12 protein-coding genes are annotated in these 24,214 nt (G+C 71.8%); 6 read left to right on the forward strand and 6 right to left on the reverse strand.

Annotation, left to right across the window (positions count from 1 at the left end; translation table 11 throughout):
* Nucleotides 1-41 precede the first annotated feature (41 nt).
* From ACZ6S6_RS32060 to ACZ6S6_RS32075, 4 genes are read left to right on the forward strand one after another with little or no spacing between them, the layout of a single operon-like run.
* Nucleotides 42-983 carry a FecCD family ABC transporter permease gene (locus tag ACZ6S6_RS32060; RefSeq protein ID WP_469708449.1) on the forward strand — a complete coding sequence of 314 codons (942 nt, stop codon included), beginning with the start codon at nucleotides 42-44 and terminating at the stop codon, nucleotides 981-983.
* Nucleotides 980-1,765, forward strand: coding sequence for an ABC transporter ATP-binding protein (locus ACZ6S6_RS32065; RefSeq protein WP_362956836.1), 786 nt, complete (start codon nucleotides 980-982; stop codon nucleotides 1,763-1,765). The genes ACZ6S6_RS32060 and ACZ6S6_RS32065 overlap by 4 nt, the downstream gene beginning before the upstream one ends.
* Before the next feature lies 1 nt (nucleotide 1,766).
* On the forward strand, nucleotides 1,767-11,744 hold the full coding sequence (locus ACZ6S6_RS32070; RefSeq protein WP_469708349.1) for an amino acid adenylation domain-containing protein: 9,978 nt from the start codon (nucleotides 1,767-1,769) through the stop codon (nucleotides 11,742-11,744).
* Nucleotides 11,741-13,141, forward strand: a complete 1,401-nt coding sequence (locus ACZ6S6_RS32075; protein WP_469708351.1) for an MDR family MFS transporter — start codon at nucleotides 11,741-11,743, stop codon at nucleotides 13,139-13,141. The genes ACZ6S6_RS32070 and ACZ6S6_RS32075 overlap by 4 nt, the downstream gene beginning before the upstream one ends.
* 4 nt (nucleotides 13,142-13,145) lie before the next feature.
* On the opposite strand, the gene ACZ6S6_RS32080 is transcribed toward ACZ6S6_RS32075, so the two are convergent.
* From ACZ6S6_RS32080 to ACZ6S6_RS32100, 5 genes are read right to left on the reverse strand one after another with little or no spacing between them, the layout of a single operon-like run.
* A complete protein-coding gene (locus ACZ6S6_RS32080) occupies nucleotides 13,146-13,601 on the reverse strand; it encodes a hypothetical protein (RefSeq protein ID WP_469708353.1) in 456 nt (151 codons plus the stop codon).
* Nucleotides 13,591-14,700: a hypothetical protein gene (locus ACZ6S6_RS32085; RefSeq protein WP_469708355.1), complete on the reverse strand. Its 1,110-nt coding sequence runs from the start codon at nucleotides 14,698-14,700 to the stop codon at nucleotides 13,591-13,593. The genes ACZ6S6_RS32080 and ACZ6S6_RS32085 overlap by 11 nt, the downstream gene beginning before the upstream one ends.
* Nucleotides 14,697-16,697 carry a hypothetical protein gene (locus tag ACZ6S6_RS32090; RefSeq protein WP_469708357.1) on the reverse strand — a complete coding sequence of 667 codons (2,001 nt, stop codon included), beginning with the start codon at nucleotides 16,695-16,697 and terminating at the stop codon, nucleotides 14,697-14,699. The genes ACZ6S6_RS32085 and ACZ6S6_RS32090 overlap by 4 nt, the downstream gene beginning before the upstream one ends.
* Nucleotides 16,694-17,449: a toll/interleukin-1 receptor domain-containing protein gene (locus ACZ6S6_RS32095; protein WP_469708359.1), complete on the reverse strand. Its 756-nt coding sequence runs from the start codon at nucleotides 17,447-17,449 to the stop codon at nucleotides 16,694-16,696. Before ACZ6S6_RS32095 ends, ACZ6S6_RS32090 begins: the two co-directional genes overlap by 4 nt.
* A gap of 14 nt (nucleotides 17,450-17,463) precedes the next feature.
* Nucleotides 17,464-18,756 carry a helix-turn-helix domain-containing protein gene (locus ACZ6S6_RS32100; RefSeq protein WP_469708361.1) on the reverse strand — a complete coding sequence of 431 codons (1,293 nt, stop codon included), beginning with the start codon at nucleotides 18,754-18,756 and terminating at the stop codon, nucleotides 17,464-17,466.
* Between the two features lie 530 nt (nucleotides 18,757-19,286).
* On the opposite strand from ACZ6S6_RS32100, the gene asnB reads away from it, so the two are divergent.
* Nucleotides 19,287-21,128 carry an asparagine synthase (glutamine-hydrolyzing) gene (gene asnB, locus ACZ6S6_RS32105; protein ID WP_469708363.1) on the forward strand — a complete coding sequence of 614 codons (1,842 nt, stop codon included), beginning with the start codon at nucleotides 19,287-19,289 and terminating at the stop codon, nucleotides 21,126-21,128.
* A 93-nt stretch (nucleotides 21,129-21,221) separates the two neighbouring features.
* Here asnB and ACZ6S6_RS32110 read toward each other — a convergent pair whose 3' ends face one another.
* Complete coding sequence (locus ACZ6S6_RS32110; protein WP_469708365.1) at nucleotides 21,222-21,638, reverse strand: Fur family transcriptional regulator; 417 nt, start codon at nucleotides 21,636-21,638, stop codon at nucleotides 21,222-21,224.
* A gap of 339 nt (nucleotides 21,639-21,977) precedes the next feature.
* On the opposite strand from ACZ6S6_RS32110, the gene katG reads away from it, so the two are divergent.
* Nucleotides 21,978-24,206, forward strand: coding sequence for a catalase/peroxidase HPI (katG, locus tag ACZ6S6_RS32115; protein WP_469708367.1), 2,229 nt, complete (start codon nucleotides 21,978-21,980; stop codon nucleotides 24,204-24,206).
* Nucleotides 24,207-24,214 lie beyond the last annotated feature (8 nt).

Below are 24,214 nucleotides of genomic sequence, written 5' to 3' on the forward strand. Positions count from 1 at the left end.
GACTGAGGGCCGAACGCCGCACGGTGGTGCTCGTCGCCGTGATGGTGACCCTGATGCTCGCCCTGGGCCTGCTCGGACTGTGCTACGGGGCGTCATGGTCCTCCCCGGGCAAGGTGTTCGCCGTGCTGACCGGGGCGGACCACTCCGTGGTGATCCGGGACTGGCGGCTGCCGCGGGTACTGGCCGGGCTGGTCTTCGGCGCCGCGCTCGGTGTGGCGGGGGCGATCTTCCAGAACCTCACCCGCAATCCGATGGGCAGTCCGGACGTCATCGGCCTCGACGCGGGCGCCTACACCGGTGCCCTGGTCGCCATGACCGTACTGTCGGGCACGTCCGCGCAACTGGCCACCGGCTCGGTGCTCGGCGGGCTGCTCGTCGCGGCGGCCATCTACCTGCTGTCGTTCCGGAGCGGCTTCTCCGGGCTGCGGTTGGTGGTCATCGGAATCGCGTTCAACGCGATGGTGACCGCGATCAACTCCTGGATCGTGCTGCGCGCCGAGCTGGAGGTGGCGATCGCCGCCGTCGGCTGGAGCGCGGGCTCGCTCAACGGCGTCGGCTGGTCCGACCTGGGGATCCCGTTCACGCTGATCGCCGTGCTGCTGGCCCTGATGACCGCACGGTCGCACGCCATGCACCAGGCCTCGCTCGGCGACGCGATCGCGGTGACCACCGGGGTCGGGCTCGGCCGGCTCCGCCTGCTGATGGTGCTGGTCGGCGTCGGCTGCACCGCCACCGTGACCGCGGTGGCCGGGCCCATCGCGTTCATCGCCCTGGCCGCCCCGCAGATCGGCCGCAGGCTCGCGGGCGCCGCCGGAGTACCGCTGCTCCCGGCCGCGCTCGCCGGGGCGGTGCTCCTCCAGGGCGCCGACCTGATCGCCCAGATGCTGCTGGCGCCCGTCGCGCTGCCCGTCGGCGTGGTGAGCACCGCGATCGGCGGCTGCTATCTGATCTGGCTGCTGACCAAGGAGGTGAGGCGCGCGTGACCGCACGCCTGACGGCGCGGGAGATCACCCTGCGCTACGGAGACCGCGTCGTGTCCACACGGCTGAGCCTCGACATCCCCGACGGCGCGTTCACCGCCATCGTGGGCCCCAACGCCTGTGGAAAATCAACCCTGTTGAGCGCACTGGTCCGGCTGCTGCGCCCGGACTCGGGCCAGGTGGAACTCGACGGCCGCGACATCGGCGGCTACGCGACCAAGGCACTGGCCAGACAGCTCGGCTTCCTGCCGCAGGACCCGCTGGCACCCGACGACATCAAGGTCCGCCAGCTCGTGGGGCGGGGAAGGTTCCCGCACCAGTCGATGCTGGCCCTGTGGTCCGCGGACGACGAGGAGGCCGTCAACGTGGCGATGGCCGCCGCCGGCGTCGCGGACCTGGCCGGCCGGCCGGTGCAGGAGCTGTCCGGCGGACAGCGGCAACGGGTCTGGATGGCCATGGTGCTCGCCCAGCAGACGTCCTGTCTGCTGCTCGACGAGCCGACGTCGTTCCTCGACATCACCCACCAGTACCAGTTGCTCGCCCTGCTGGCCCGGCTGCGCAACGAGGGCCGCACGGTGGTCGCCGTCCTGCACGACATCAACCAGGCCTGCCGGTTCGCCGACCACCTGGTCGCCATGAAGGACGGCCGGGTGGTCGCGGAGGGCGTCCCCGGGGACATCGTGGACGCCGCGCTGATCAAGGACGTGTTCGACCTGCCGAGCGTCATCATCCCCGACCCCGTGACCGGCACGCCGATGGTCGTACCCACACTTCAAGGAGAGTAAGTTGAGCACCGCAAGCGCGCCCCCGGACGGCCTTCTCGCCCTGACCAGTGCCCAGTTGGGAATCTGGAACGCGCAACGCCTGGAGCCCGGCTCGCCGTACTACGTGGTCGGCGACGTGGTGGAGATATCCGGCACCGAGCCGGTCGACGCGGACGCGCTGGCCGAGGCGGTCCGGGCGACCACCGAGGAGGCCGAGACCCTGCGGCTGCGGGTGTACGACACCCCGGACGGGCCACGCCAGGCGGTGAGCGAGGAGCCGGTCGATCTGCCCGAGATCGTCGACGTCAGCGGCGCGGCCGACCCCGCGGCCGCGGCCCAGGCACTCGTCGACGCCGAGCGGGCGCGGGCGGGCGAAACCTGCCGGGGGATGGTGGACCGGGTCCTGTACGCACGTACCGTCATCAGGCTGTCCGACCGCGAGGTCTGGTACACCCAGCTCGGCCACCACCTGGTCTTCGACGGCTACACCGCCGCGATGCTCGCCCGCCGTACGGCCGCCCGCTACACCGCCCTGGTGCGCGGGACCGAGCTGCCGCGGCCGGCCTTCGGCGGGTTCGCGGACCTCGTCGCCGCCGACCGGGCCTACCGGGAGAGCGACCGGTTCGCCGAGGACCGCGCCTACTGGGTCGAGCGGTTCACCCCGCTGCCCGAACTCGGCCACCTCGACGACCCCGGCACCGCCACCGGCGCCCCAGACCGAACCCTGACCGCCCGCGCCGTCGTCACACCCGAGGAGACGGCCAGGCTGCGCGCGTTCGCCGGCCGGGAGGGCGTCGCCTGGGGCGAGGCGCTGATCGCCTGCTACGCCGCCTTCCTGCACCGCATGCTGGGCTCCACCGACGTGGTGTTCGCGCTGCCGCTGATGTGCCGGGCGGGCTCGGCCGAGCTGCGCACCCCCGCCATGGCCGTCAACGTGCTGCCGCTGCGGGTGACCGTGCGCGGCGGGGACGGGCTCGGGGAGCTGAGCCGGCGGGTCGCCTCCGCCATGCGCGAGATGCGCGACCACCAGCGCTACCGGGGCGAGGACCTCCCCCGGGACCTCGCAGCGCCCGGCGCCGGTGCGCTGCTGCACGGACGCGGGATCAACCTCAAGGCGTTCGACCTGGCGATCGACTTCGCCGGGGCCGCCGGCGTGATGCGCAACGTCGCGGGCGGACCGCCGGAGGACATGGGCCTGAGCGTCCTGCCCACCCGTGACGGCGGACTGCTGCTCGGCTTCGAGGTCGACGCCCGGTCCAAGGACCAGGCCGCGGTCGACAGTCTGCTGTCCGGGCTCCTGGCCCTGCTGTCCGGACTGACCGACGGCCACCCCGTCGGCCGGATCGCCCTGACCGGCGACCTGGACCGGCTGTTGGCCCAGTGGTCCCCGCCCGCCCTGCCCGGCACCCCGGTGGACATACCGGCCGCGTTCGGCACGATGACCGCCGCCGAACCCGGGCGTACCGCCCTGGTCTGCGGTGACGACCGGCTGACCGCGGCGGAACTGGCGGACCGGGTGCACCGGCTGGCCCGTGCGCTGCGGGCCCGCGGCATCGGACCCGACGACGTCGTGGCGCTCGCGCTGCCGCGCTCCGCCGACTCGGTGGTCGCCCTGCTGGCCGTCCTGGACGCGGGCGCCGCGTTCCTGCCCCTGGACGCCGCGCACCCGCCCGAGCGGCTGCGCGAACTGATCGACGACACCCGCCCCGCGCTGGTACTGACCGCCGGCGCGACCGACGGACTGCCGTGGAACACCCTGCTCGACGAGGCCGCCCCACTGTCCGGCGCGCCCCTGACAGCCGATGAACTGGCCGGCCCCCGGCACCCCGAGCACCTCGCCTACGTCATCCACACCTCCGGGTCGACAGGCCGCCCCAAGGGCGTCCTCGGCCGGGCCGGCGGCCTGGCCGCACTCCTGCACCACCAGCGGTCGACGGTCGTCGCGGAGGCCGAACGGTCCTCGGGCAGGCGGTTGCGCGTCGCGCACACCTACTCGTTCGCCTTCGACTCCGCGTTCGACCACCTGGTGTGGCTGCTGTGCGGGCACGAACTGCACGTCTACGACACCGAGACCGCCCGCGACGCCGACGCACTGCTCACCGCGTACGCCCGCGACGGCATCGACATCGTGGACACCACCCCGTCGATGGCGGCGCCGCTGGTCGACGCGGGCCTCCTGGACCGGCGGCCCACGCTGCTGGTCCTCGGCGGCGAGGCCACCCCGCCCGCGCTGTGGCGGCGGGTCGCCGAGTCGGGCGTCACCGCACGTAATATCTACGGCCCGACCGAGGCGACCGTCGACAGCACCACCGCACGGATCGAGGGCGACGAGCCGACGATCGGCCACCCGCTCGCGGGCACCCGGATCTACGTGCTGGACAGCGCGCTGCAACCGGCGGCGCACGGCACGGCGGGCGAACTGTACCTGGCCGGCCCGCACCTGGCCCGCGGCTACCACGGCATGCCCGGGGCGACCGCCGAACGCTTCGTCGCCGACCCGTTCGGCGCGCCGGGCGAGCGCATGTACCGCACCGGCGACCTGGCCCGGTGGGTGCCCGGCCGCGGGCTGGAGTACCGCGGACGGGGCGACGGCCAGGTCAAGATCCGCGGCCACCGGGTGGAGACCGGCGAGGTGGAGGCGGCGCTCGCCGCGCTGCCCGGGGTCACCGCGGCGGCCGCCGCGGTGCGGTCGTCCCGGCTGGTCGGCTACATCGTCTCCACCTCCCTCACCGGCGACCGGGCACGTGCCCTGCTGGCCGGACGGCTCCCCGAGCACATGGTGCCCGCGGCGGTGGTGGTGCTGGACCGGCTGCCGGTCACACCCAACGGCAAGCTCGACCGCGCCGCACTGCCCGCACCGGTCCTGCCCGGCGGCGGGGGCCGGGAGCCGGGCACCGAGCGGGAGCGGCTGCTGTGCGCGGTCCTCGCCGAGGTGCTGGAGGTCGAACGGGTCGGCGTGGACGACGACTTCTTCGCCCTCGGCGGGGACAGCATCACCGCCATCACCGTCAGCAGCAGACTGCGCGCGGCGGGCCTCGCGCTGCGCCCCCGGGACCTGCTGGCACGCCGCGGCTTCGCCGCGCTGGCGGCCGCCGCCGAACTGCCGGCCAGGGCGCCCGAGGCGGCGGACGACCCGGTCGGGCCGGTACCCGCGCCGCCGATCGTCCGAGGCCTGCTCGACCCGCATTCGGACGTCGGCGGCGTCGCCGGATACGCGCAGTGGACCGCCCTGAGCGTCGGTGAACTCGACCACGGCGACCTGGTCACAGGCGTACAGACCGTGCTCGACCACCACGACGCACTGCGCCTGCGGGTGGCCGACGGCCTGGAGATCCTGCCCCGCGGCACGGTGCGGGCCGTCGCCGTCGAGGCCGGCGGCGAGGACGTGAGCGCCCTGGCCCGGCGGCTGGCCGGCGAACTCGACCCGGGCTCGGGCGACCTGTTGCGGACGGCCCTGCTCCGTACCGGCGACGACACGCCGGACCGGCTGGTCGTCGTCGTGCACCACCTCGCCATGGACGGTGTGTCCTGGCGCATCCTGCTCCCCGACCTCCACACGGCGTGCACGGGCGGCACTCTCGAACCGGTCGGCTCGTCCTGGCGACGGCACGCGCTGCTCCTCGCCGGCCAGGGGGAATCCGGCGAGCGGCGCGGCGAACTCGACCACTGGCGGACCGCGCTCGGCTCCGCGACCCGGCTCGGCGCCCGGCCACTGGACCCGGCACGGGACACCGTCTCCACCGCCCACCGGTCCGTCACCGTGGCCTCCGCCGAGGCCACCGAGGCGCTGCTGACCACCCTGCCCGCGGCGTACCGCGCCGGTGCCGACGAGGTGCTGCTCGCCGCACTCGTGCTCGCCCTGCGCGGCTGGGGCCTGACGGGCGACGCGCTGACCGTCTCGATGGAGGGCCACGGCCGCGAACACCTCGACCTGGCCCGCACCGTCGGCTGGTTCACCAGCGAGTACCCGGTACGTGTTCCCGCCTCCGACGACGTGGGGCAGGCGCTGCGCGCCGCCAAGGAGGCCCGGCGCGGCGTCCCCGACAACGGGATCGGCTACGGCGTCCTGCGCCACCTCGACCCGGTGGCCGGCCCCGGACTCGCCGCCACCCCGCCGCCGGACGTGCTGCTGAACTACCTGGGCCGGTTCGCCCCGTTGTCCGCGACCGGCTGGCGCCTGCCGGAGCGCGACGCCTTCTCGGTGACCGAGCCCGGTGCCAAGGCCCTGGAACAGATCCTGGCCCTCAACTGCTTCGTCCACGAGGAGGGCGCACCCCGGCTCGCCGTCGAGTGGACCGCCGCGACCGGCGTACTCGGCGCCGACGCCGTGACAGCCCTCCAGCAGTCCTGGGCCGCCGCCCTGGACGCGCTGACCGCGCACGCGCTCCACACGGCGGGCGGGCTCACCCCGTCGGACCTGCCGCTGGTCGACCTCGACCAGCCCGCCATCGACGCGTTCGAACGCACCGGCCCCATCACCGACATCCTGCCCGCCACACCCCTTCAGGTCGGGCTCTCCTTCCACACCCTGGTCCGCGACGACCAGGACACCGATGTCTACGTCGTCCAGGCCGTGACCACCCTGGCCGGTGAACTGGAGCCGGACCGGATGGCCGAGGCCGCCCGCGAACTGCTGCGCCGCCACCCCGCCCTGCGCGTGTACCTGGGCACCGCCGGGGACGACGTGGTCCAGGTGATCCCCGCCGAAGCCGCCCTGGAATGGCGGCAGGACGACCGGTTCACCGAGGCGGCCCGCGCCGATCTGGAGCGGCCTTTCGACCCGTCCAGGCCGCCGCTGATCCGCTTCCTGCTGTCCCGTGTCGGGCCCGCCGAGCACAAGCTGGTGATCACCAACCACCACGCCCTGCTCGACGGCTGGTCGATGCCGCTGGTCGGCCGCACCCTGCTCGCCCTCTACGCCGAACTGAGCGGCGGACCCGCCGCACCCGCCGCCCCACCGCTCTCGGAGTACTTCCGCTGGCTGGCCGGCCGGGACCGGGAGGCGTCCCTTGACGCGTGGCGGGACGCGCTCGCCGGCGTCGACGACGCGACACGGCTGGCACCCGCGAGCATCGAGACCGGGGTCGAGCGGCCCGGCCGCGAGACCATCGCGCTGGGCCCCGAATTCAGCGACCGGCTGCGCGCGTTCGCCCGCGAACAGGGCGTCACCCTGACGACCGTGCTCCAGACGGCGTGGGGCCTGCTGCTGGGCAGGCTCACCGGCCGCCGCGACGTCGTGTTCGGCTGCCCGGTGTCCGGGCGGCCCGCCGAGGTCGACGGCGTCGAGTCGATGATCGGCCAGCTCGGCACCACGATCCCGGTACGCGTCCGGCACACCCAGGACCGGACCGCGGCGGACCTCATGGCACAGGTGCACGCCGACAGCGTCGTACTGGCCGAGCACCACCACGTCGGCCTGCCCGCCATCCAGCGTGCCGTGGGCGTCGGCGAACTGTTCGACACGATGCTGGTCATGGAGAACTTCCCGCTCTCCAGCCGGAAGCGGACCCCGCTCGCCCCCGGCCTCGACCTGGCCGGGGTGGACATCACCGACGCCACGCACTACGCCCTGACCGTCATCGTGATCCCGGACGAGGAGATCACGATCGGCCTCGGCTACCAGCCGCGCGCCTTCGCCGGGGAGACCGTGCGCGACTACGGCCGCTGGCTGCACAACCTCCTGCGGGAGATCGTCGACGACCCGGCACGGCCCGCGCTCCGGCTGCCCGCACTCGATGCCGACGAGCGGGCGCTGATGCTGCGTACCGGCACCGAGACCGTAGCCGCCAGGGCCCGCGGCCACTGGCTGGACGAGTTCGCCGCCCGGGTGCGCCGCAAGCCCGGCGCCGAGGCCCTGGTCTGCCGCGACCGCAGCCTCAGTTATGACGAACTGGACCGGCAGGCCAACCGCCTCGCCCACGCGCTGATCGCGCGCGGGGTACGGCCCCAGGACCCGGTCGCCGTTCTGCTCGGACGCGACATCGAGATGACCGTGGCGCTCTTCGGCGTGGCCAAGGCCGGCGCGGTGTACGTACCGATGGACGCGAGCTACCCGCGCGAGCGGCTCGCCTACATGTTCGACGACATCGCCCCGGCAGCGGTCGTGACCACCGGCGCCGAACTGCCCGTCGACCGCGACATCCCGGTACTGCGGCTGGACGACCCGGCCGCGCTCGCGTCCGTACCGGACACCGACCCGGCCGAGGCACGCGCCCGGCTCACCGAGGACGCGCTCGCCTACGTCATCTACACCTCCGGAACCACCGGGCGGCCCAAGGGCGTCGGGGTGACCCACCGAGGCGTGCCCGACCTGATCGCGCTCCAGGAGGAGGTCGTCGGCGTCACCGAGCACGACCGCTACCTGCACTTCGCCTCGACGAGCTTCGACGTCGCGTTCTGGCAGACCATGGTGCCGCTGCTCTCCGGCGGCACGTCCGTGATCGCCCCCGACGAGGTGCGCGTCCCCGGCGACGAACTGCTCGACTACATCACCGAGCACCGGGTGACCGGCGTGAACCTGCTGCCGTCGTTCCTCGCCGCGATGCCCGACGACCGTACGGTCGGCCCCGACGTGTTCTTCGTCGTCGGCGCCGAGCGCCTCGACCCCGAACTGGCGCGGCGCTGGGGCCAGGGCCGCAGGGCACTGTTCAACGCCTACGGTCCGACCGAGGTCACCATCAACTCCGTCACGTGGCAGTACGACCCGGACGACACCGGACCGCTGCCCATCGGCCGCCCCGACCCCAACGTCCGCGCCTACGTTCTCGACGGCGGACTCCAGCCGGCCGGCACCGGTGTGACGGGCGAGCTGTACCTCGCCGGGCCGAGCCTGGCCCGCGGCTACCTCGGCAGGCCCGGCCTGACCGCCGCCACGTTCGTGGCCGACCCGTTCGGTCCGCCCGGCGAGCGGATGTACCGCACCGGCGACCTGGTGCGGTGGCGGCCCGACGGACAACTGGTGTTCCTCGGCCGCGCCGACCACCAGATCAAGATCCGCGGCTTCCGCGTCGAGCTGGGCGAGATCGAGTCCACCCTGACCGGCCACCCCGACGTGCGCGCCTGCGCCGTCGTCGTGCGGGAGGGCAGGCTCATCGGCTACGTCATCCCGACCGACGACGCCGACCTCGACACCGCACGGGTCCGCGCCTACCTGGCCGGGGTACTGCCCGACCACATGGTGCCGACGGCGCTCGTGCCGATCGACCGGCTGCCGCTGAGCCCCAGCGGCAAGCTCGACTCCGCCGCCCTGCCGGCACCCGGGACCGCCACCGCCGCCCGGCGCGAACCCGTCACCGGCGCCGAAGCCGTCCTGCTCGGCGTGTTCCGGGACGTCCTCGGCACCGACGACATGGGCCCCGACGACAACTTCTTCGCCATCGGCGGGGACAGCATCGTGTCGCTGCAAGTGGTGTCGCGGGCCCGGCGCCAGGGACTCGGCCTGACCGCGAAGGACGTGTTCGAGGGAGAGACGGTCGCCGGTATCGCCGCACGGGCCCGCACCCTCGACGACGGTGACGCACCCGCGACCGGGGACGCCCCCCTGACCCCCGTCATGCGGGACCTGCTGCGCCGCGCGGGGACGGCCGCGGACGGATTCTGCCAGTGGGTGGAGATCTGCGTCCCGCCGGGCGGCGACGAGACGGCCTGGCGGTCCGTCCTCGACGCGCTGCTGGCCCGTCACGACGTACTGCGGGCCCACTTGACCGGCGACACGCTGCACATCCCGCCGGCCGGCACGGTGACCGCCGCCGACGTCCTGACCCGCGTACGGGCCTCCGGCGACCTGCGGGCCCCGGTCGACTCCGCGATCGCCGGGGCCCTGGAGTCGATGGACCCGCGCACCGGCCCGCTGCTGCGCGCGGTGTGGGTGGACGCCGGGCCGGACCGGCCGGGCCGGCTCGTCCTGATCGCCCACCACCTGGTCGTCGACGGGGTGTCCTGGCGCGTCCTGCTGGACGACCTGGAGCACGCCCACTCCGGCGGGTCGCTGACCCGGCACGGCCAGTCGTTCCTCGGCTGGGCGCGTTCGCTGCGCGAGGCCGACCGGCGGGCCGAACTCCCGCACTGGCAGCGGATGAACGCCACCCCGGCGCTCGCCCCGCCGCTCGACCCCGCCCGCGACACCGTGGCCACCGCGAAGCACCACGAGATCCGGCTCGACACCGGATCGACCCGAGCCCTGATCACGACCCTGCCGGCCGCCCACCGCACCACACCGGACGCCGTGCTGCTGACGGCGCTCGCCCAGGCGGTACGCGACTGGCGCGGGACACCGGAGGTACTGGTCGCGCTGGAGAGCCACGGCCGCCCGCGGCAGGTCGACCTGTCCCAGACCGTCGGCTGGTTCACCGCCGTCCACCCCGTCAGGCTCGACGCGGGCGACGACGTGAGGGCGGTCGGGGAGCGGCTGCGCGCACAGGGCGACGGCCTCGGCCACGGCATCCTCACCACGGCAGGTCTGCTGGACCCCGTGGAACCGGAGATCGCCTGGAACTACCTCGGCCGGTACCCGGGCGCCCCGGACCGGGAGACACCGTGGCAGGCACCCCCGGACGCCGACCCGCTCGGCTCGAACGGCTCCGACGCCATGCCGCTGCCGTACAGCCTGATGGTCAACGCCCTGGTACGCGACGACGCGCTCGGGGTCCGGATCACCTGGCCGTCCGCGCTGTTCACCGCCACCGAGGCCGAGGAGCTGGGGGAGAGCCTGCGGACCGCGCTCCTGCGCGTCGCCGCCGCCCCGGAGATCAGCGGGCTCGACCACGACAGCCCGGCCGCGGACGTGCGGCCGTTGACCCCGTTGCAGGAGGTGATGCTGCGGCACTCGCGCACCGAACGCCCCGACCCGTACACCGTGCAGTCGGCGTTCTCCCTCGCCGGCCCGCTCGACATCGACGCCCTGCGCGCCGCCGGCACCGACCTGCTGACCCGCCACCCGAACCTGGGCGCCGTGTTCCCCGCCGGCCTGGCCGTGATCCCCGTATCGCCCCGGCCGGACTTCCGCGTGAGCGAGGGACCGGCCGATGAGGTGCTCGCGGCCGACCTGGCCGAGCCGTTCGACCTCGCCCGCGGCCCGCTCCTGCGGCTGACCGTGATCCGGTGCGGCCCCGAACGCGCCGACCTGGTCCTGACCAGCCATCACGTACTGTCCGACGGCTGGTCGGCCCCGCGTATCCTCACCGAACTGTTCGCGCTGTACACGGCGAGGGTGCGCGGCGAGGCCCCGGAGCTGCCCGACCCGGTTCCGTTCGCCGGCTACCTGACCTGGTGCGCCGAGCACGAGCCCGACCTCGGCGCCTGGGCGGCCGAACTGGACGGTCTGCCCGAGGGCGACTACCTGGGAGGCGGCCGGCCCGGCCCGGCCTGGCAGGAGCCCGAGGTCATCGCGTTCGACACGGCACTGGTGGCGGACCTCACCCGCCTCGCCGCCCGGCGCGGTCTGACCCTGAACACGCTGGTGCAGGGCGCCTGGTCGGTGCTGCTGGCGCGGCGGTCCGGCCAGGCGGACGTCTGCTTCGGCGCCATGGTGTCCTGCCGTCCCCCGGAGCTGGAGGGCGTCGAGGAGATCATCGGCCTGCTGGCCAACACCGTGCCCGTACGCGCACGCCTCAAGGGCACGCTCGCCGACACCCTCGCCCGACTCCAGTCCGGGCAGCGGGCGTTGATCGAGCACCACCACGTCCCCCTGTCCGACCTGGAACGGCTGACCGGGCGGCGCCTGCTCTTCGACAGCCTGGTGGTGTTCGAGAACTACCCGGTCGACCCGGACCGGCTCCGTGAACCCGCCCCCGGGCTCACGGTCGTCGCAACCCGCTTCCGCGAGGCCACCCACCACCCGGTGACCCTGACCGTCATGCCGGACGGCGACGGCTGGACAGGTGTGCTCGCCCACCGGATCGGCACAGCCGCCGACGGACTCGCCGAGGAGCTGCTCGACCTGCTCCGCACCCTGGACAAGCACCTCGACAACGACGTGCTCGACCTCCTGGAGGGCCGATGAGCGCGAACACCGCGCCGCCGGACGAGCGGGTCGACCGACACCTGCTGCGGATCGCGTTCATCCTGGTGCTCGGCACCTTCATGGCCACCCTGGACGCCACGATCGTCAGCGTCGGAATCGAGAGACTGACCGACGAGTTCGGCGTCTCCGTCGCCGAGATCCAGTGGGTCACCACCGCCTACCTGCTGGCCGTGGTCGCCGCCGTGCCCGCGTCCGGCTGGCTGGCCGACCGCTTCGGCGGCCGGCGGACGTGGCTCGCCGCCGTGGGCGTGTTCCTGCTCGGCTCGGTGCTGTGCGCGTCGGCCTGGTCGGTGACCAGCCTCATCGTGTTCCGGGTGATCCAGGGCCTCGGCGGCGGGCTGCTGCCCGCGACCGGGCAGGCGTTGCTGGCCCGCGTCGCGGGCCCCGGGCGCACCGGTCGGGTGATCAGCGTCGTCGCGGTCGTCCCGCTGCTGTCACCGGTGTTCGGCCCACTCGCCGGCGGCTCCATCCTCTCGGTGGCGCCCTGGCCGTGGCTGTTCCTGGTCAACCTGCCGATCGGGGTGGTCGCCGCACTCCTCGCCCGCCGCTACGTGCCGGCGATACCCCCGTCGAACCGGCGGACGCCGTTCGACCTGCGCGGAGCCCTGCTGCTCTCACCCGGCCTGGCCGTGCTGGTGTTCGGCCTGACCGAGGTCGCCCACGGCCGCACGGTCCCGGCCACCGCCGGGGTGTCCGTGGGGCTGGCGATGCTCGCCGCCTTCACCGTCCACGGCCTGCGGACCCGCGGCACCCCGCTGGTCGACCCCCGGCTGTTCGCCCGGCCCCCCTTCGGCGCCGCCGCCGTCGCCCTGCTCGTCCTGGGCGCGTCGGTGTTCGGCACGATGTTCCTGCTGCCGCTGTACTTCCAGACCGGCCGCGGGATGTCGGCCTGGGAGGCGGGGCTGCTGCTCGCCCCCCAGGGGATCGGCGCGGCGGCCGGGTCGGTGCTGGTCAACCGCACCATCAACAAGGTCGCGCCGAGAACCCTGGTGGTCACCGGCATCGTGCTGATCCTCCTCGGCACGGCCCCGTTCACCCAGCTCGGCCACGATCTCCCGGACACCGTGATCGCCGCGTCGCTCGCGCTCCGCGGCGTCGGGATGGCCATGGTCGGCGCACCCGTGATGAACATCGTCTACAGCCGCATCGAGCCCGAGCAACTCCCGCGTGCGTCCGGGGCGCTCAACCTGCTCAACACCGTGGGCGGCTCGGTCGGCACCGCTGCCCTCGCCGTGGTCCTGCAGAACCGGCTGTCCGCCCGCGGCCCGGACATCTCCGCGGCCTTCGGCGACACCTTCTGGTGGGTCCTCGGCTTCTGCCTGTTCGCCGCCGCGGGGGCGACGAGACTGCCGCGGACCCGGACCAGGGGGGCATGACGCTTCAGGCCTGCCCTGGCGCGGTCCGATCGTGGTGGTGGAAGGTGAGCCCGGTGATCCGGCCCGACTGGATCACCGGGCCGTGGTGAACTACGCCGCTGATGTCGTTGTGCACGGTGACCTGGCCGGCTTCCGAGGCGCCCGCGATCCGCTGAAGGGAGGCCAGCAGGTCACGCACGCCGTCGCCGGTGACGGCGCCGGTCCGCAGGAGGTGGTGCAGGCGGACGTGCCACTGGTCCGTGACTTCCCGCGTGGTTCGCGCGCCGCCGTCGTCGTCGGCGCGGCTTGCGAGCAGTCTTGCCCGTGCGGTGTCCAGTACGGTGACCGTCTCGCTGCCCGAAGCGGTACGGGCGACGAGCCGTCCGACGAGCTCACGCACTTGAGCCCAGGAGTCGGTGACCATGAGCGAAACCAAGGTGGTTGCTCCGGACGCGGCGAGGGCGGCAAGTTCAGTGTCCATCGTCTTCCTCTCGGGGCGGGGTCCCGGGCGTCGTGCCGGCCCCGGCGTCGGGGGAGTCCGCAGGCTCCGCGCCGTCCGGGGTGAAGGTCGCCGGCGGGTCGAACCGGCGCAGTACGTCATCGGCCGTCTCGTGCTGGTCCTGTGTCCGGATGACGTCGGCCAGTTGCTTGGCGAGCATTCCCCGCCGCGGGTCCCCTTCGGGGAAGTCCAGCGCGTTCAGCGCGTCGGACAGGTGGTCCGCGGCCGTCGGTCCGGGCTCGAAGGGGGCGTACCGCCCCTGCGGCGGCTCCCAGGAGCCCTGTTCTCCCCGCGGAGCTGGGATGAGGTCGCGGAGGAGTTCAGGTACTTCGGTGTCGTTGGCCGCGGACGCAAGCCGGGCAAGGAGGCCCAGGTCGGCCACGGTCTTCTCCACGTGATCGTCGTTCTTGGCGAGCCACCAGACCACCGCACTGCCGGTGTCCTTGAGTACGTCCTCGCCCAGGTACTTGCGCTTGCTCTGCTCGTACTTCCGCTGGTGCTCCCAGACCGCCTTGTCCTTGCGTACCCCGGCGAGTCTGTCCAGGCGCTCCTGGTCGTTCTCCCTCAGGGTGAGCGTGACGTTCTCCGCCATCGCCTGGAGGTGCCCGGTGCTGTCCGGACGCATCCGGCTGAGCGCACCGCTCAGCTCGTGCTGGACGAGTGATGCCCTGCCCGGCTCACGCAACTCGGTGATCGCACGGGCACGGTCCAGCACCGCTTCGACGGCCAGGCCCGCCGGGTTGAGTACAGGGTCGCCGTCGGACGGGTAGAGGGAGTACCAGCGGACGGTCGCGGAGATCAGGAAGTCGTAATCGGCCCAGTTGCTGGGCAGCGCGACGCGGCTGACGTGGTGTTCCGTGCGCTCGACGGGAGCCGCTGTGAGCTGTTCCTCGAAGGCGATCCGCGCGGGACCGCGGCGCCGTGCGGCGAGGCTGAAGGCCACGAACGGGGCGGCGACGAGGACGGGCACAAGCGTCGCCCACACCGGCGTCGGCCACTGCCGTGTCAGGCCCACGATGGTCAGCAGCAGTCCGCTCAGGATGGTGAGGAAGACGGTGGTCGCCTTGCATCCGGTCGTCACGTTTCGGTTCTCCTGGCTGATGATTCCGCCCGCGGCGGTGTGGTCGGCGGACCGAGGCCCTGAGCTGCGCAGATCTTCTGGAGAAGGAGGTCGGTGGTTACCGCGGCGTATGCGGACCGGAACGGGGCGGTGCGCTCGGCGTCACGGGCGCTCGCGTACAGCGCCGCGAAGACCGCGCCTCGGCGGTCGTCGCACCTGCCGGCGGCTCCGACGAGGACGTCGAGCAGGATGCCGCCACGGAGGTCGGTGACGGCCGCCCTGTGCAGCCAGCGTTCCGCGTGCGGCTGCCATGCGGTCCGTGGCTGTCCGCTCAGTACGGCCTGCCAACAAGCCGTCAAGGAATTCTGTACGGCGCTCTCGTCCACGAGTGCGCGCGCGTTGCCGTACGGGTCGGTCAGCGGCTCCGGGTCACAGACGCGCAGGAAGATCCCGAGTTCCGCCGGCGAGAGTTCATGGCGCGCGAGCCGGTTCAGTAGCCGTCGGCGCAGTCGGCGGCTGGTCCCCACCAGGTCACACAGTGCTTGGAGGGCGGGGCCCGTGTCGTGCTCGCGACAGGCCAGGTAGTACAGCCGGAGCATGGCCTGATCGGGATGGCTCGATGCGATGACATCGGCGCAGACCTGGACGAGGACCTGGGCGAAATTCCCCTGGAGCCGTCTGTGGGCACACCACTGATAGATCCTTTCGCGGAAGTTCCTTCCCTGTACGGGATCTTCCAGGCCACAGGTGAGAGCCTGGACGGCGGCCTCCAGCCCGGCCCGGCTCGCAGTGCTGGAGCTCCAGTCCTCGGCGAGTGATGCCAGGCCTTCCCCGTGGCCGGTCCGCAGGTACTGGCCGGCCAGCTGTGTCACCAGCCCGTCGCGGAGTTCCCGGGTGACGTGCGGGCCGTTCGCGTCCACGCTGCGAGCCGCCCAGGTTCCCATACGCTGCCGCAGATCCGGCATGTGGTCCCAGATGTGGGTGCGGACGGCTGAGTCGTAGTCCAGCTCCGTGAAACGCACGTGGCCGCCCGGTCCCGTATCCGCGGAGATCTCCGACAGGCGTTCGGCGAGGTCCTTGCGCTGGAGCAGCGGCATTTCGTCGAGTGGTGCCCCGGTGGTGCGCAGCAGGAGCTGGGCCGTGTGGTGGATGACATCGGCGTGAGCGCCGTGGAGCATGGCCACGGTGATCAACAGGGCCCGTTGAGGACTCTCACGCAAGCGGGCGACGAGGGTGGCGACATCCTTCCGCCGGTCGGCCCGTGCCCTTCGGGCCGTTGCGCACCATTGCGCGAACTTGTCGCCCGGCCGGCCGGCTTCGCGGGCCCGGCGTACGAGGTCCGCGAAGTCCGCGACCTCCCGCATCGGTCGCTCGCCATCCAGGAACTCATCCACGGTGGGATCGGGTTGGAGATACTGCTCGCTCGGCACACCATGCATACGAAGATGCCGCCGGAAGACACTTGAGCCCGGCGGGCTCTCGATCTCGACCCGGTAGGGCTGAAGATCGGAGTCGAGGACGCCCCCGTTGGACATGACGACCACGAGATGCGCGTGTTGTTCGTGCACAGCCTTGCGGAGGGCGGAGAGATCGGCCTGGGCCGTGGCCCACCGAACGGCATCCGCCGACAGGTCCAGCAGCAGTCGGTCACCGGCCCCGACCAGATCCGGGTCCTTGAGGGACAGCTCGCCCTCCTCGCCCGGCAGGAGTTCGTGGAAGACACCGGCGTCCTGGTGGTATTCGCGCAGGAGCACACGGGCCGCGGAGGTCCGGCCGGCCCCGGGCGTGCCGTCCAGGATCACGGTGCCGGTGTCGGCGAGTCGGGCGCGGGCCCTTCCCATGCCGACCGGGTCGACCAGCACACGTCGCAGCCACGCGAGCTGGTCGTCGGCGATCCGGCGGAAGGAGGGCCGGTCCGAGCCCTGAACGTCAGAGCCGACAGTGACGTACATGTTGCCGCTGCCGGTGTGCATGGGGCCGCGGGCGTCCTCGACCCGTGTGCTGCCGCTCCCGCTCACCGGCCGTCGTCCTCGTGCCGGTCCGGTTCACCGAAGCGGTGCTGGATGTCGCCGTGGTGGTCGCCCTCGAAGTACGTCATCCCGTTACCGGAGAACTGCCGGCCGCCCGACACATGGCGGGAATTCTGGTAGATGTCACCCTGGCCCGTGTGGACGGGTCCGCCGGCACCCTTGATGACGGTGCCGCCGACGTCTCCGGTGAAGTCGCGGCTCTGTACGGCTGTTCCGCTCACATCCCCGATCGAATTGACCACGGAGTCCGGCACGAGCGACGGGGCCGCGTCCCGGTCCAGGCCGCGCAGCCCGGGGACCATGTCGGCCACCACGTCACCCAGCTTCTTCAGCCCCGCCTCGGCGTCGTGTGTGCTGAACGGGATGGACTGGAGGTCGACGAGCCGGGCGAGTTCCTCCGGCAGGTCGTTCTTGTTCAGTCGGCCGGTCTTCCGGCCCTCCAGTACGGGGACGACCGGAAGTTCGCATGCGAATGCCTCAAGGAGCTCTTTGCGTACCCAGTCCTCCGGATCACGCAGCCGGTCCCGGAAATTCGTCCAGTCCGGGCCGATGACGGCCAGGAGTACGGTGCTGCGCCTCAGCTTGGTCAACAGGGTCTCGGGGTAGGCCTGGCCGGGCGCGATGGATTTCGAGGCTCTGAAGATCCGGCTACTGCCGAAGCGGCGCGAGAGTTCCTGGTCGATCAGGGTGGCGGTCTTCTCGCCGTCACCTGTGCGATAGTTGATGAAAACGTCGGTCATGACGATGCCTCTCTTCAGGAAGTGGGAAGGCGCGATAACGTGCCGAGCCGCGGTCCCAGCCGGCGTACCGAGTCGTGATCGGGGTGGCGGGCCAGGATGCGGGCGAGGCGATGGAGATCGATCGTGATGGTCGCGGAGCGGATTGCCGCCACGCCGTCGAGCAGGGGTGCCGTCAACGCACAGGCATGGTCGATCTCCCCGTCCGACGCGTAGGCGAGCGCCCGGCGAATGCCGTACCGCACCTGCGTTCGCAGCGCGTCGTCGGAGACCAGGGAAAGCTGCCGGTCCAGTTCCTCGGCCGCCTCCCGAGGCCGGCCGAGATCGACCAGGCACCAGCCGGTGACCATGCCGACCGAGTCGGGCAGATGCATGCTGCCGATCACGGTTGCGTCAGGGCCGCCCTCCTGGCGGGCGAGGAGGGCGCGGGCGCGGTCCAGAGCACGCAGGCAGGCACGGTGGTTACCCGCAAGCGCGTGCCCTTGCGCTTCACGTTGCGCCGCCAGCCCGCGGATCCGCGGCGGAAGCGTGCCGTTCTGCGCCCGCTGGGCCAGTGCCACCGTCTGCTCGGCGTCACCCTGGTAGAGCGTGATCAACGCCCTGCGGACCAGGGCGTAGCCGGCCAGTGCCGGGTCACCGCCCGCGGCCGCGAGGTCCACCGCGCGCTGAGTCCACCACAGCGCGGCCTGTTCGTCCCCGGACTCCTGCACCAGCCAACCGACGTACTCGGCGTACCGGGAGGCGAGCTCCAGGAACGCAAGACGGGGCTTGCCGTTGGAATGCGCGGACAGTTCCCGCAACGTGTGCGTCTGCGCGATCAGGCCAGGCAGCAGGAATCCGGGTTCGACGCTCTGGCCGAGCCGCCGGTAGTGAGTGAACAGGGAGCGGGACGCATCGAGCATGCCCGCACCCGAAGCCAGTCCGACCGGGCCCCGACCGCCCATCCCGAGTCTCATCAACGAGGCGGTGCCGGCGCTCACCGCTTGTCGCCGCCCAACGGGCTGGAACCAGCCCCGGCCGTCCGGTGACAGTTGCATCATCCACTCCTCCTCATCGATTTCACCCGGCGCCGGTTCGATCGGTGTGCCGGCACCGGCTGTGCTGACCAGAGCGTTCAGTGCACCGTCGGCCTGGAGGACGGCGTCGCACAGCCGGACGAGATCGCGGCTGGGCGCCTTGATACCTCGTTCGACCTTGCTCAGTTGCGCCTTGCTGTAGTGCACGGCGGCAGATAGCGCTGTGAGGCTGAGTCCGGCGTCCAGGCGACGCCTCCTCAGGTCCTCGCCGAACTCGGGGGACGGCTGGGGCACGGGAACCTCCATAACCATCCGTCCAGGCGAAGCGCCCCGCACAGAAGAGTGCGGCAACCCCTGCCGGGCGGACAAGGCGATCGGTGCTGTTTCCCGTTTCCTTTTCCGCAGGTGAGGCGGGCCATACCCAGGAGGCGGGAGTTGTGGGGTACCCGTGCCAGGCCCGAGGCCCCAGCCCCGTCGCTGAGCGGCCCGTCACCGCGTCCCTGGAGTGATGCGCAACATTGAGTAAGTCTTTGCCCGTGGCCGGAACGTGTCGCTCCGCCGGCCCCGGGCTCCCGCCCGAGCGGGCGGGGCGCGGCCCGGCCCGTACCGACGTGGTCCCACGCGGTGCGGCGGGCGGCCGAAAGCCTGTGGGTGGCGGACCTCGCGGTGTTACGGCCACATTGACCGTATGCAATGACAGGACGCACTCTCGGTACGTAACTGCGCCGTACATCTAGTTCGGCCAGGAGTGGCGCAGACCTCGAATCCGCTGTTCAGCTGTGGTTCCCGGGCCCTGGCCGACGACAGCACGCAGGAGGTAGCGCATGTGTGGCATCACCGGCTGGGTCTCCTTCGAACGCGACTTGCACAGTGCGTCCGCGACCGTGGACGCGATGACGGAGACGATGTCCTGCCGCGGCCCCGACGACCGCGGCACATGGATCAACGGTCCGGCCGCCCTCGGGCACCGTCGGCTGGCGATCATCGACCTGCCCGGCGGGCGCCAGCCGATGACGGCCGACACACCGCAGGGCCCGGTCGCTCTCGTCTACTCGGGCGAGACGTACAACTTCACCGAGCTGCGCCGTGAACTGACCGGTCGTGGTCACCGGTTCACCACCGACTCCGACACCGAGGTGGTGCTTCGCGGGTATCTGGAGTGGGGTGAAGCGGTTGCCGAGCGGCTCAACGGCATGTACGCGTTCGCCCTGTGGGACGGGCGCCACGACAAGCTCGTGATGATCCGCGACCGGATGGGCATCAAGCCCTTCTACTACTACGAGACCCCGGACGGCGTCCTGTTCGGCTCCGAGCCCAAGGCGATCCTGGCCAACCCGCTGGCCCGCGCCCGCGTCGGTCTCGACGGGCTGCGCGAACTCTTCGCGTTCGTCAAGACGCCCGGCCACGCCGTGTGGGAGGGGATGCGCGAGGTCGAGCCCGGCACGGTCGTCACGGTCGACCGCAACGGACTGCGCCGGCACGTCTACTGGCAGCTGGAGACCCGCCCGCACACGGACAGCAAGGACGACTCCATCGCCCATGTGCGGTCACTCCTCGACGACATCGTCCGGCGCCAGCTGGTCGCGGACGTACCGCGCTGCACACTGCTCTCCGGCGGTCTCGACTCCTCCGCCATGACGGCGATCGCCGCCCGCCAGCTGGCCGAGAACGGCGAGACGGTGCGCAGCTTCGCGGTCGACTTCCTGGGCCAGGCGGACAACTTCGTCGCCGACGAGCTGCGCACCACCCCGGACACGCCGTACGTGCACGACGTCGCACGGGCATCGGGCACCGACCACCGTGACATCGTGCTGGATTCGAACGCGCTGGCCGACCCCGAGGTGCGGGCCCAGGTGATCCGGGCCCGGGACATCCCGATGGGCTTCGGAGACATGGACGCCTCGCTGTACCTCCTGTTCCGGTCCATCCGCGAGCACTCGACCGTCGCGCTCTCGGGGGAGTCGGCCGACGAGGTCTTCGGCGGGTATCTGCAGTTCTTCGACGAGGAGGCGCGGCGCGCCAACACGTTCCCCTGGCTTGTGCGCTTCGCTCAGCACTTCGGGGACGACTCCGATGTGCTGAGGCCGGATCTGACGGCCGCCCTCGATCTTCCGTCGTACATCCAGGACAGCTACGACACCGCGGTCGCCGGGGTCCAACGCCTGGACGGCGAGAGCGATTTCGAGTTCAGGATGCGCAAGATCTGCAATCTGCACCTGACGCGCTTCGTGCGCGTCCTGCTCGACCGCAAGGACCGGGCGAGCATGGCGGTCGGCCTCGAAGTGCGCGTGCCCTTCTGCGACCACCGCCTCGTCGAGTACGTGTACAACACGCCCTGGTCGCTCAAGTCCTTCGACGGCCGGGAGAAGTCCCTGCTGCGCGAGGCGACGGCGGACGTGCTGCCGAAGTCGGTCTACGACCGGGTCAAGAGCCCCTATCCCTCCACCCAGGACCCCAAGTACGCGCTCGCGCTGCAGGGTCACGCCAAGGACCTGCTGGCGCGGCCCTCACATCCGGTCTTCGACCTCGTCGACCGCGACCGGGTCGCGCGCGCGGCCCGGCACGACGCACCCCAGATCACCCAGGCGTCCCGGCGCGGCCTGGAGCGCACGCTGGACCTGGCGCTGTGGCTCGACCTCTACAAGCCGGAGATCTCGCTCTCCTGAGCGGCTCCGCACCGACGCGGCGCCGGTGAACGCGTCGAGGGACCTCCGGGGCACGAACGCCTCGGAGGTCCCGGGCTGTCCGGGCTGTCCGGATCAGCCGCCGGCGCAGTCGGGGCACAGGCCCCAGTAGGTCACCTCGACCTCGGAGACGGTGAAGCCGAACCGCTCGGAGAGCGGTAGTCCGGCCAGCGGGTCGGCGTCGGGGTGGACGTCCCGGATCGTGCCGCATGCGGAGCACACCAGGTGCTGGTGCGGGTGGTGTGCGTTCGGGTCGTAGCGCCTGGCCCGGCCGTCGGTGCCCACCTCGATCACCTCGCCGAGCGAGACCAGCTCGCCGAGGGTGTTGTAGACGGTGGCGCGAGAGATCTCCGGCAGCAGGACGGCGGCGCGTTCGAGTACCTCGTCCGCCGTGAAGTGGACGTGCTCGCCGGCGAGAACCTCGGCAACCACCCGGCGCTGTGCGGTCATTCGCCAGCCACGTCCACGAAGCCGTTCCAGCAGGTCACTCATGCCCACCAGCCTAACTGTGCGTTGTCCGACGAATGATGTGCGCAGAACCGTCTACCGTATTGACTTGGACTAGGTCCATCGTAGGATCGGTTCCGGCTGGCAGCCAAGGGACAGGTCAACAGCAGGGGAAATTGAGTGGCTTCAGGAGACGGGTGCGCTCACGCCGGCACCCGGACCGTGACGACACCGCCCCGAGCCGCATCCCCTGAGCTGCGTCCCCCGAGTTTCACCATCTTCAGTTCAGTCACCCTCGGTCCCCTCACCCTCAGTTCCACCACCCTCAGTTCCACCACCCTCAGTTCCAAAGCAATGTGATCCGCCCCGTCCGGAAGGATTTCCATGACTGAGAACCACGACGCGATCGTCACCGACCCGAAGACGGAGGAGGCCTCCGGCTGCCCGGTCGCGCACGGTCGTGCCCCGCATCCGACCCAGGGCGGCGGAAACCGCCAGTGGTGGCCGGAGCGGCTCAACCTGAAGATCCTCGCCAAGAACCCCGCCGTGGCCAACCCCCTCGGCGAGGAGTTCGACTATGCCGAGGCCTTCAAGACCCTCGACCTGCCGGCCGTGAAGCGGGACATCGCCGAGGTGCTCACCACCTCGCAGGACTGGTGGCCCGCCGACTTCGGCAACTACGGCCCCTTCATGGTCCGGATGGCCTGGCACAGCGCCGGCACCTACCGGATCAGCGACGGCCGCGGCGGCGCCGGAGCCGGCCAGCAGCGCTTCGCCCCGCTCAACAGCTGGCCCGACAACGCGAGCCTCGACAAGGCCCGCCGGCTGCTGTGGCCCGTCAAGAAGAAGTACGGCAAGAACCTCTCGTGGGCCGACCTCATCGTCCTCACCGGCAACGTCGCCCTGGAGTCGATGGGCTTCAAGACCTTCGGCTTCGGCGGCGGCCGCGCGGACGTGTGGGAGCCCGACGAGGACGTCTACTGGGGCCCCGAGACCACCTGGCTCGGTGATGACCGCTACACCGGTGACCGAGAGCTGGAGAACCCGCTCGGCGCGGTCCAGATGGGCCTCATCTACGTCAACCCCGAAGGCCCCAACGGCACTCCGGACCCGATCGCCGCGGCCCGCGACATCCGTGAGACGTTCCGCCGCATGGCGATGAACGACGAGGAGACGGTCGCCCTGATCGCCGGCGGCCACACCTTCGGCAAGACCCACGGCGCCGGCCCGGCGGACAACGTCGGCCCGGACCCGGAGGCCGCCCCGCTTGAGCGGCAGGGCCTCGGCTGGCAGAGCACGCACGGCACCGGCAAGGGCGCCGACGCGATCACCAGCGGACTTGAGGGCATCTGGACCGACACCCCGACCACCTGGGACAACAGCTTCTTCGACATCCTCTTCGGGTACGAGTGGGAGCTGTTCAGGAGCCCCGCGGGCGCACAGCAGTGGCGGCCGAAGGACGGCGCCGGTGCGAACACCGTCCCCGACGCGTTCGACGCGTCGAAGACCCACGCCCCGACCATGCTGACGACCGATCTCTCGCTCCGGTTCGACCCGGCGTACGAGGAGATCTCGCGGCGCTTCCACCAGAACCCCGACGCGTTCGCGGACGCCTTCGCCCGCGCCTGGTTCAAGCTGACCCACCGCGACATGGGACCCGCCGTGCGCTACCTCGGTCCCGAGGTCCCGGCCGAGACGCTGGTGTGGCAGGACCCGCTCCCGGAGCGGACGTACGAGACGGTCGACGCCGCGGACGTCGCCTCCCTCAAGACCCGGATCCTCGAATCGGACCTGTCGGTCTCCGAGCTCGTCTCCACCGCGTGGGCGGCGGCCTCCTCCTTCCGCGGCAGTGACAAGCGCGGCGGTGCCAACGGCGCCCGCATCCGCCTGGAGCCGCAGAACGCGTGGGAGGTCAACGACCCGGACCGGCTGGCGGCGGCGCTGCGCACCCTCCAGGGGATCCAGGAGTCCTTCAACTCGGCCGGGTCCGGCGGCAAGCAGGTCTCGCTCGCCGACCTCATCGTGATCGCCGGTGCCGCAGGTGTCGAGAAGGCGGCCAAGGACGCCGGCTTCGACGTGGAGGTCCCCTTCGCGGCGGGACGTGTCGACGCGTCGCAGGAACAGACCGATGTGGAGTCGTTCGTCGAGCTGGAGCCGGCCGCCGACGGGTTCCGCAACTACCTCGGCAAGGCCAACCGGCTGCCGGCCGAGTACCTGCTGCTCGACCGGGCGAACCTGCTGACCCTGAGCGCCCCCGAGCTGGCGGTTCTCGTCGGCGGGCTCCGGGTGCTCGGCGCGAACCACCAGCAGTCCTCGCTCGGTGTCCTCACCGACACCCCCGGGGTGCTGACCAACGACTTCTTCGTCAACCTGCTCGACCTGGGCACGACGTGGAAGGCGGCCTCCGAGGACGCCACCACCTTCGAGGGCCGCGACGCCTCCGGCACGGTGAAGTGGACCGGCAGCCGCGCCGACCTCGTCTTCGGGTCGAACTCGGAGCTGCGTGCGATCGCCGAGGTCTACGCGAGCGATGACGCCAAGGAGAAGTTCGTGAAGGACTTCGTCGCGGCGTGGGACAAGGTCATGAACCTGGACCGGTTCGACCTCGTCTGACCACCACG

This window comes from Streptomyces sp. NPDC048671 (assembly GCF_055587045.1).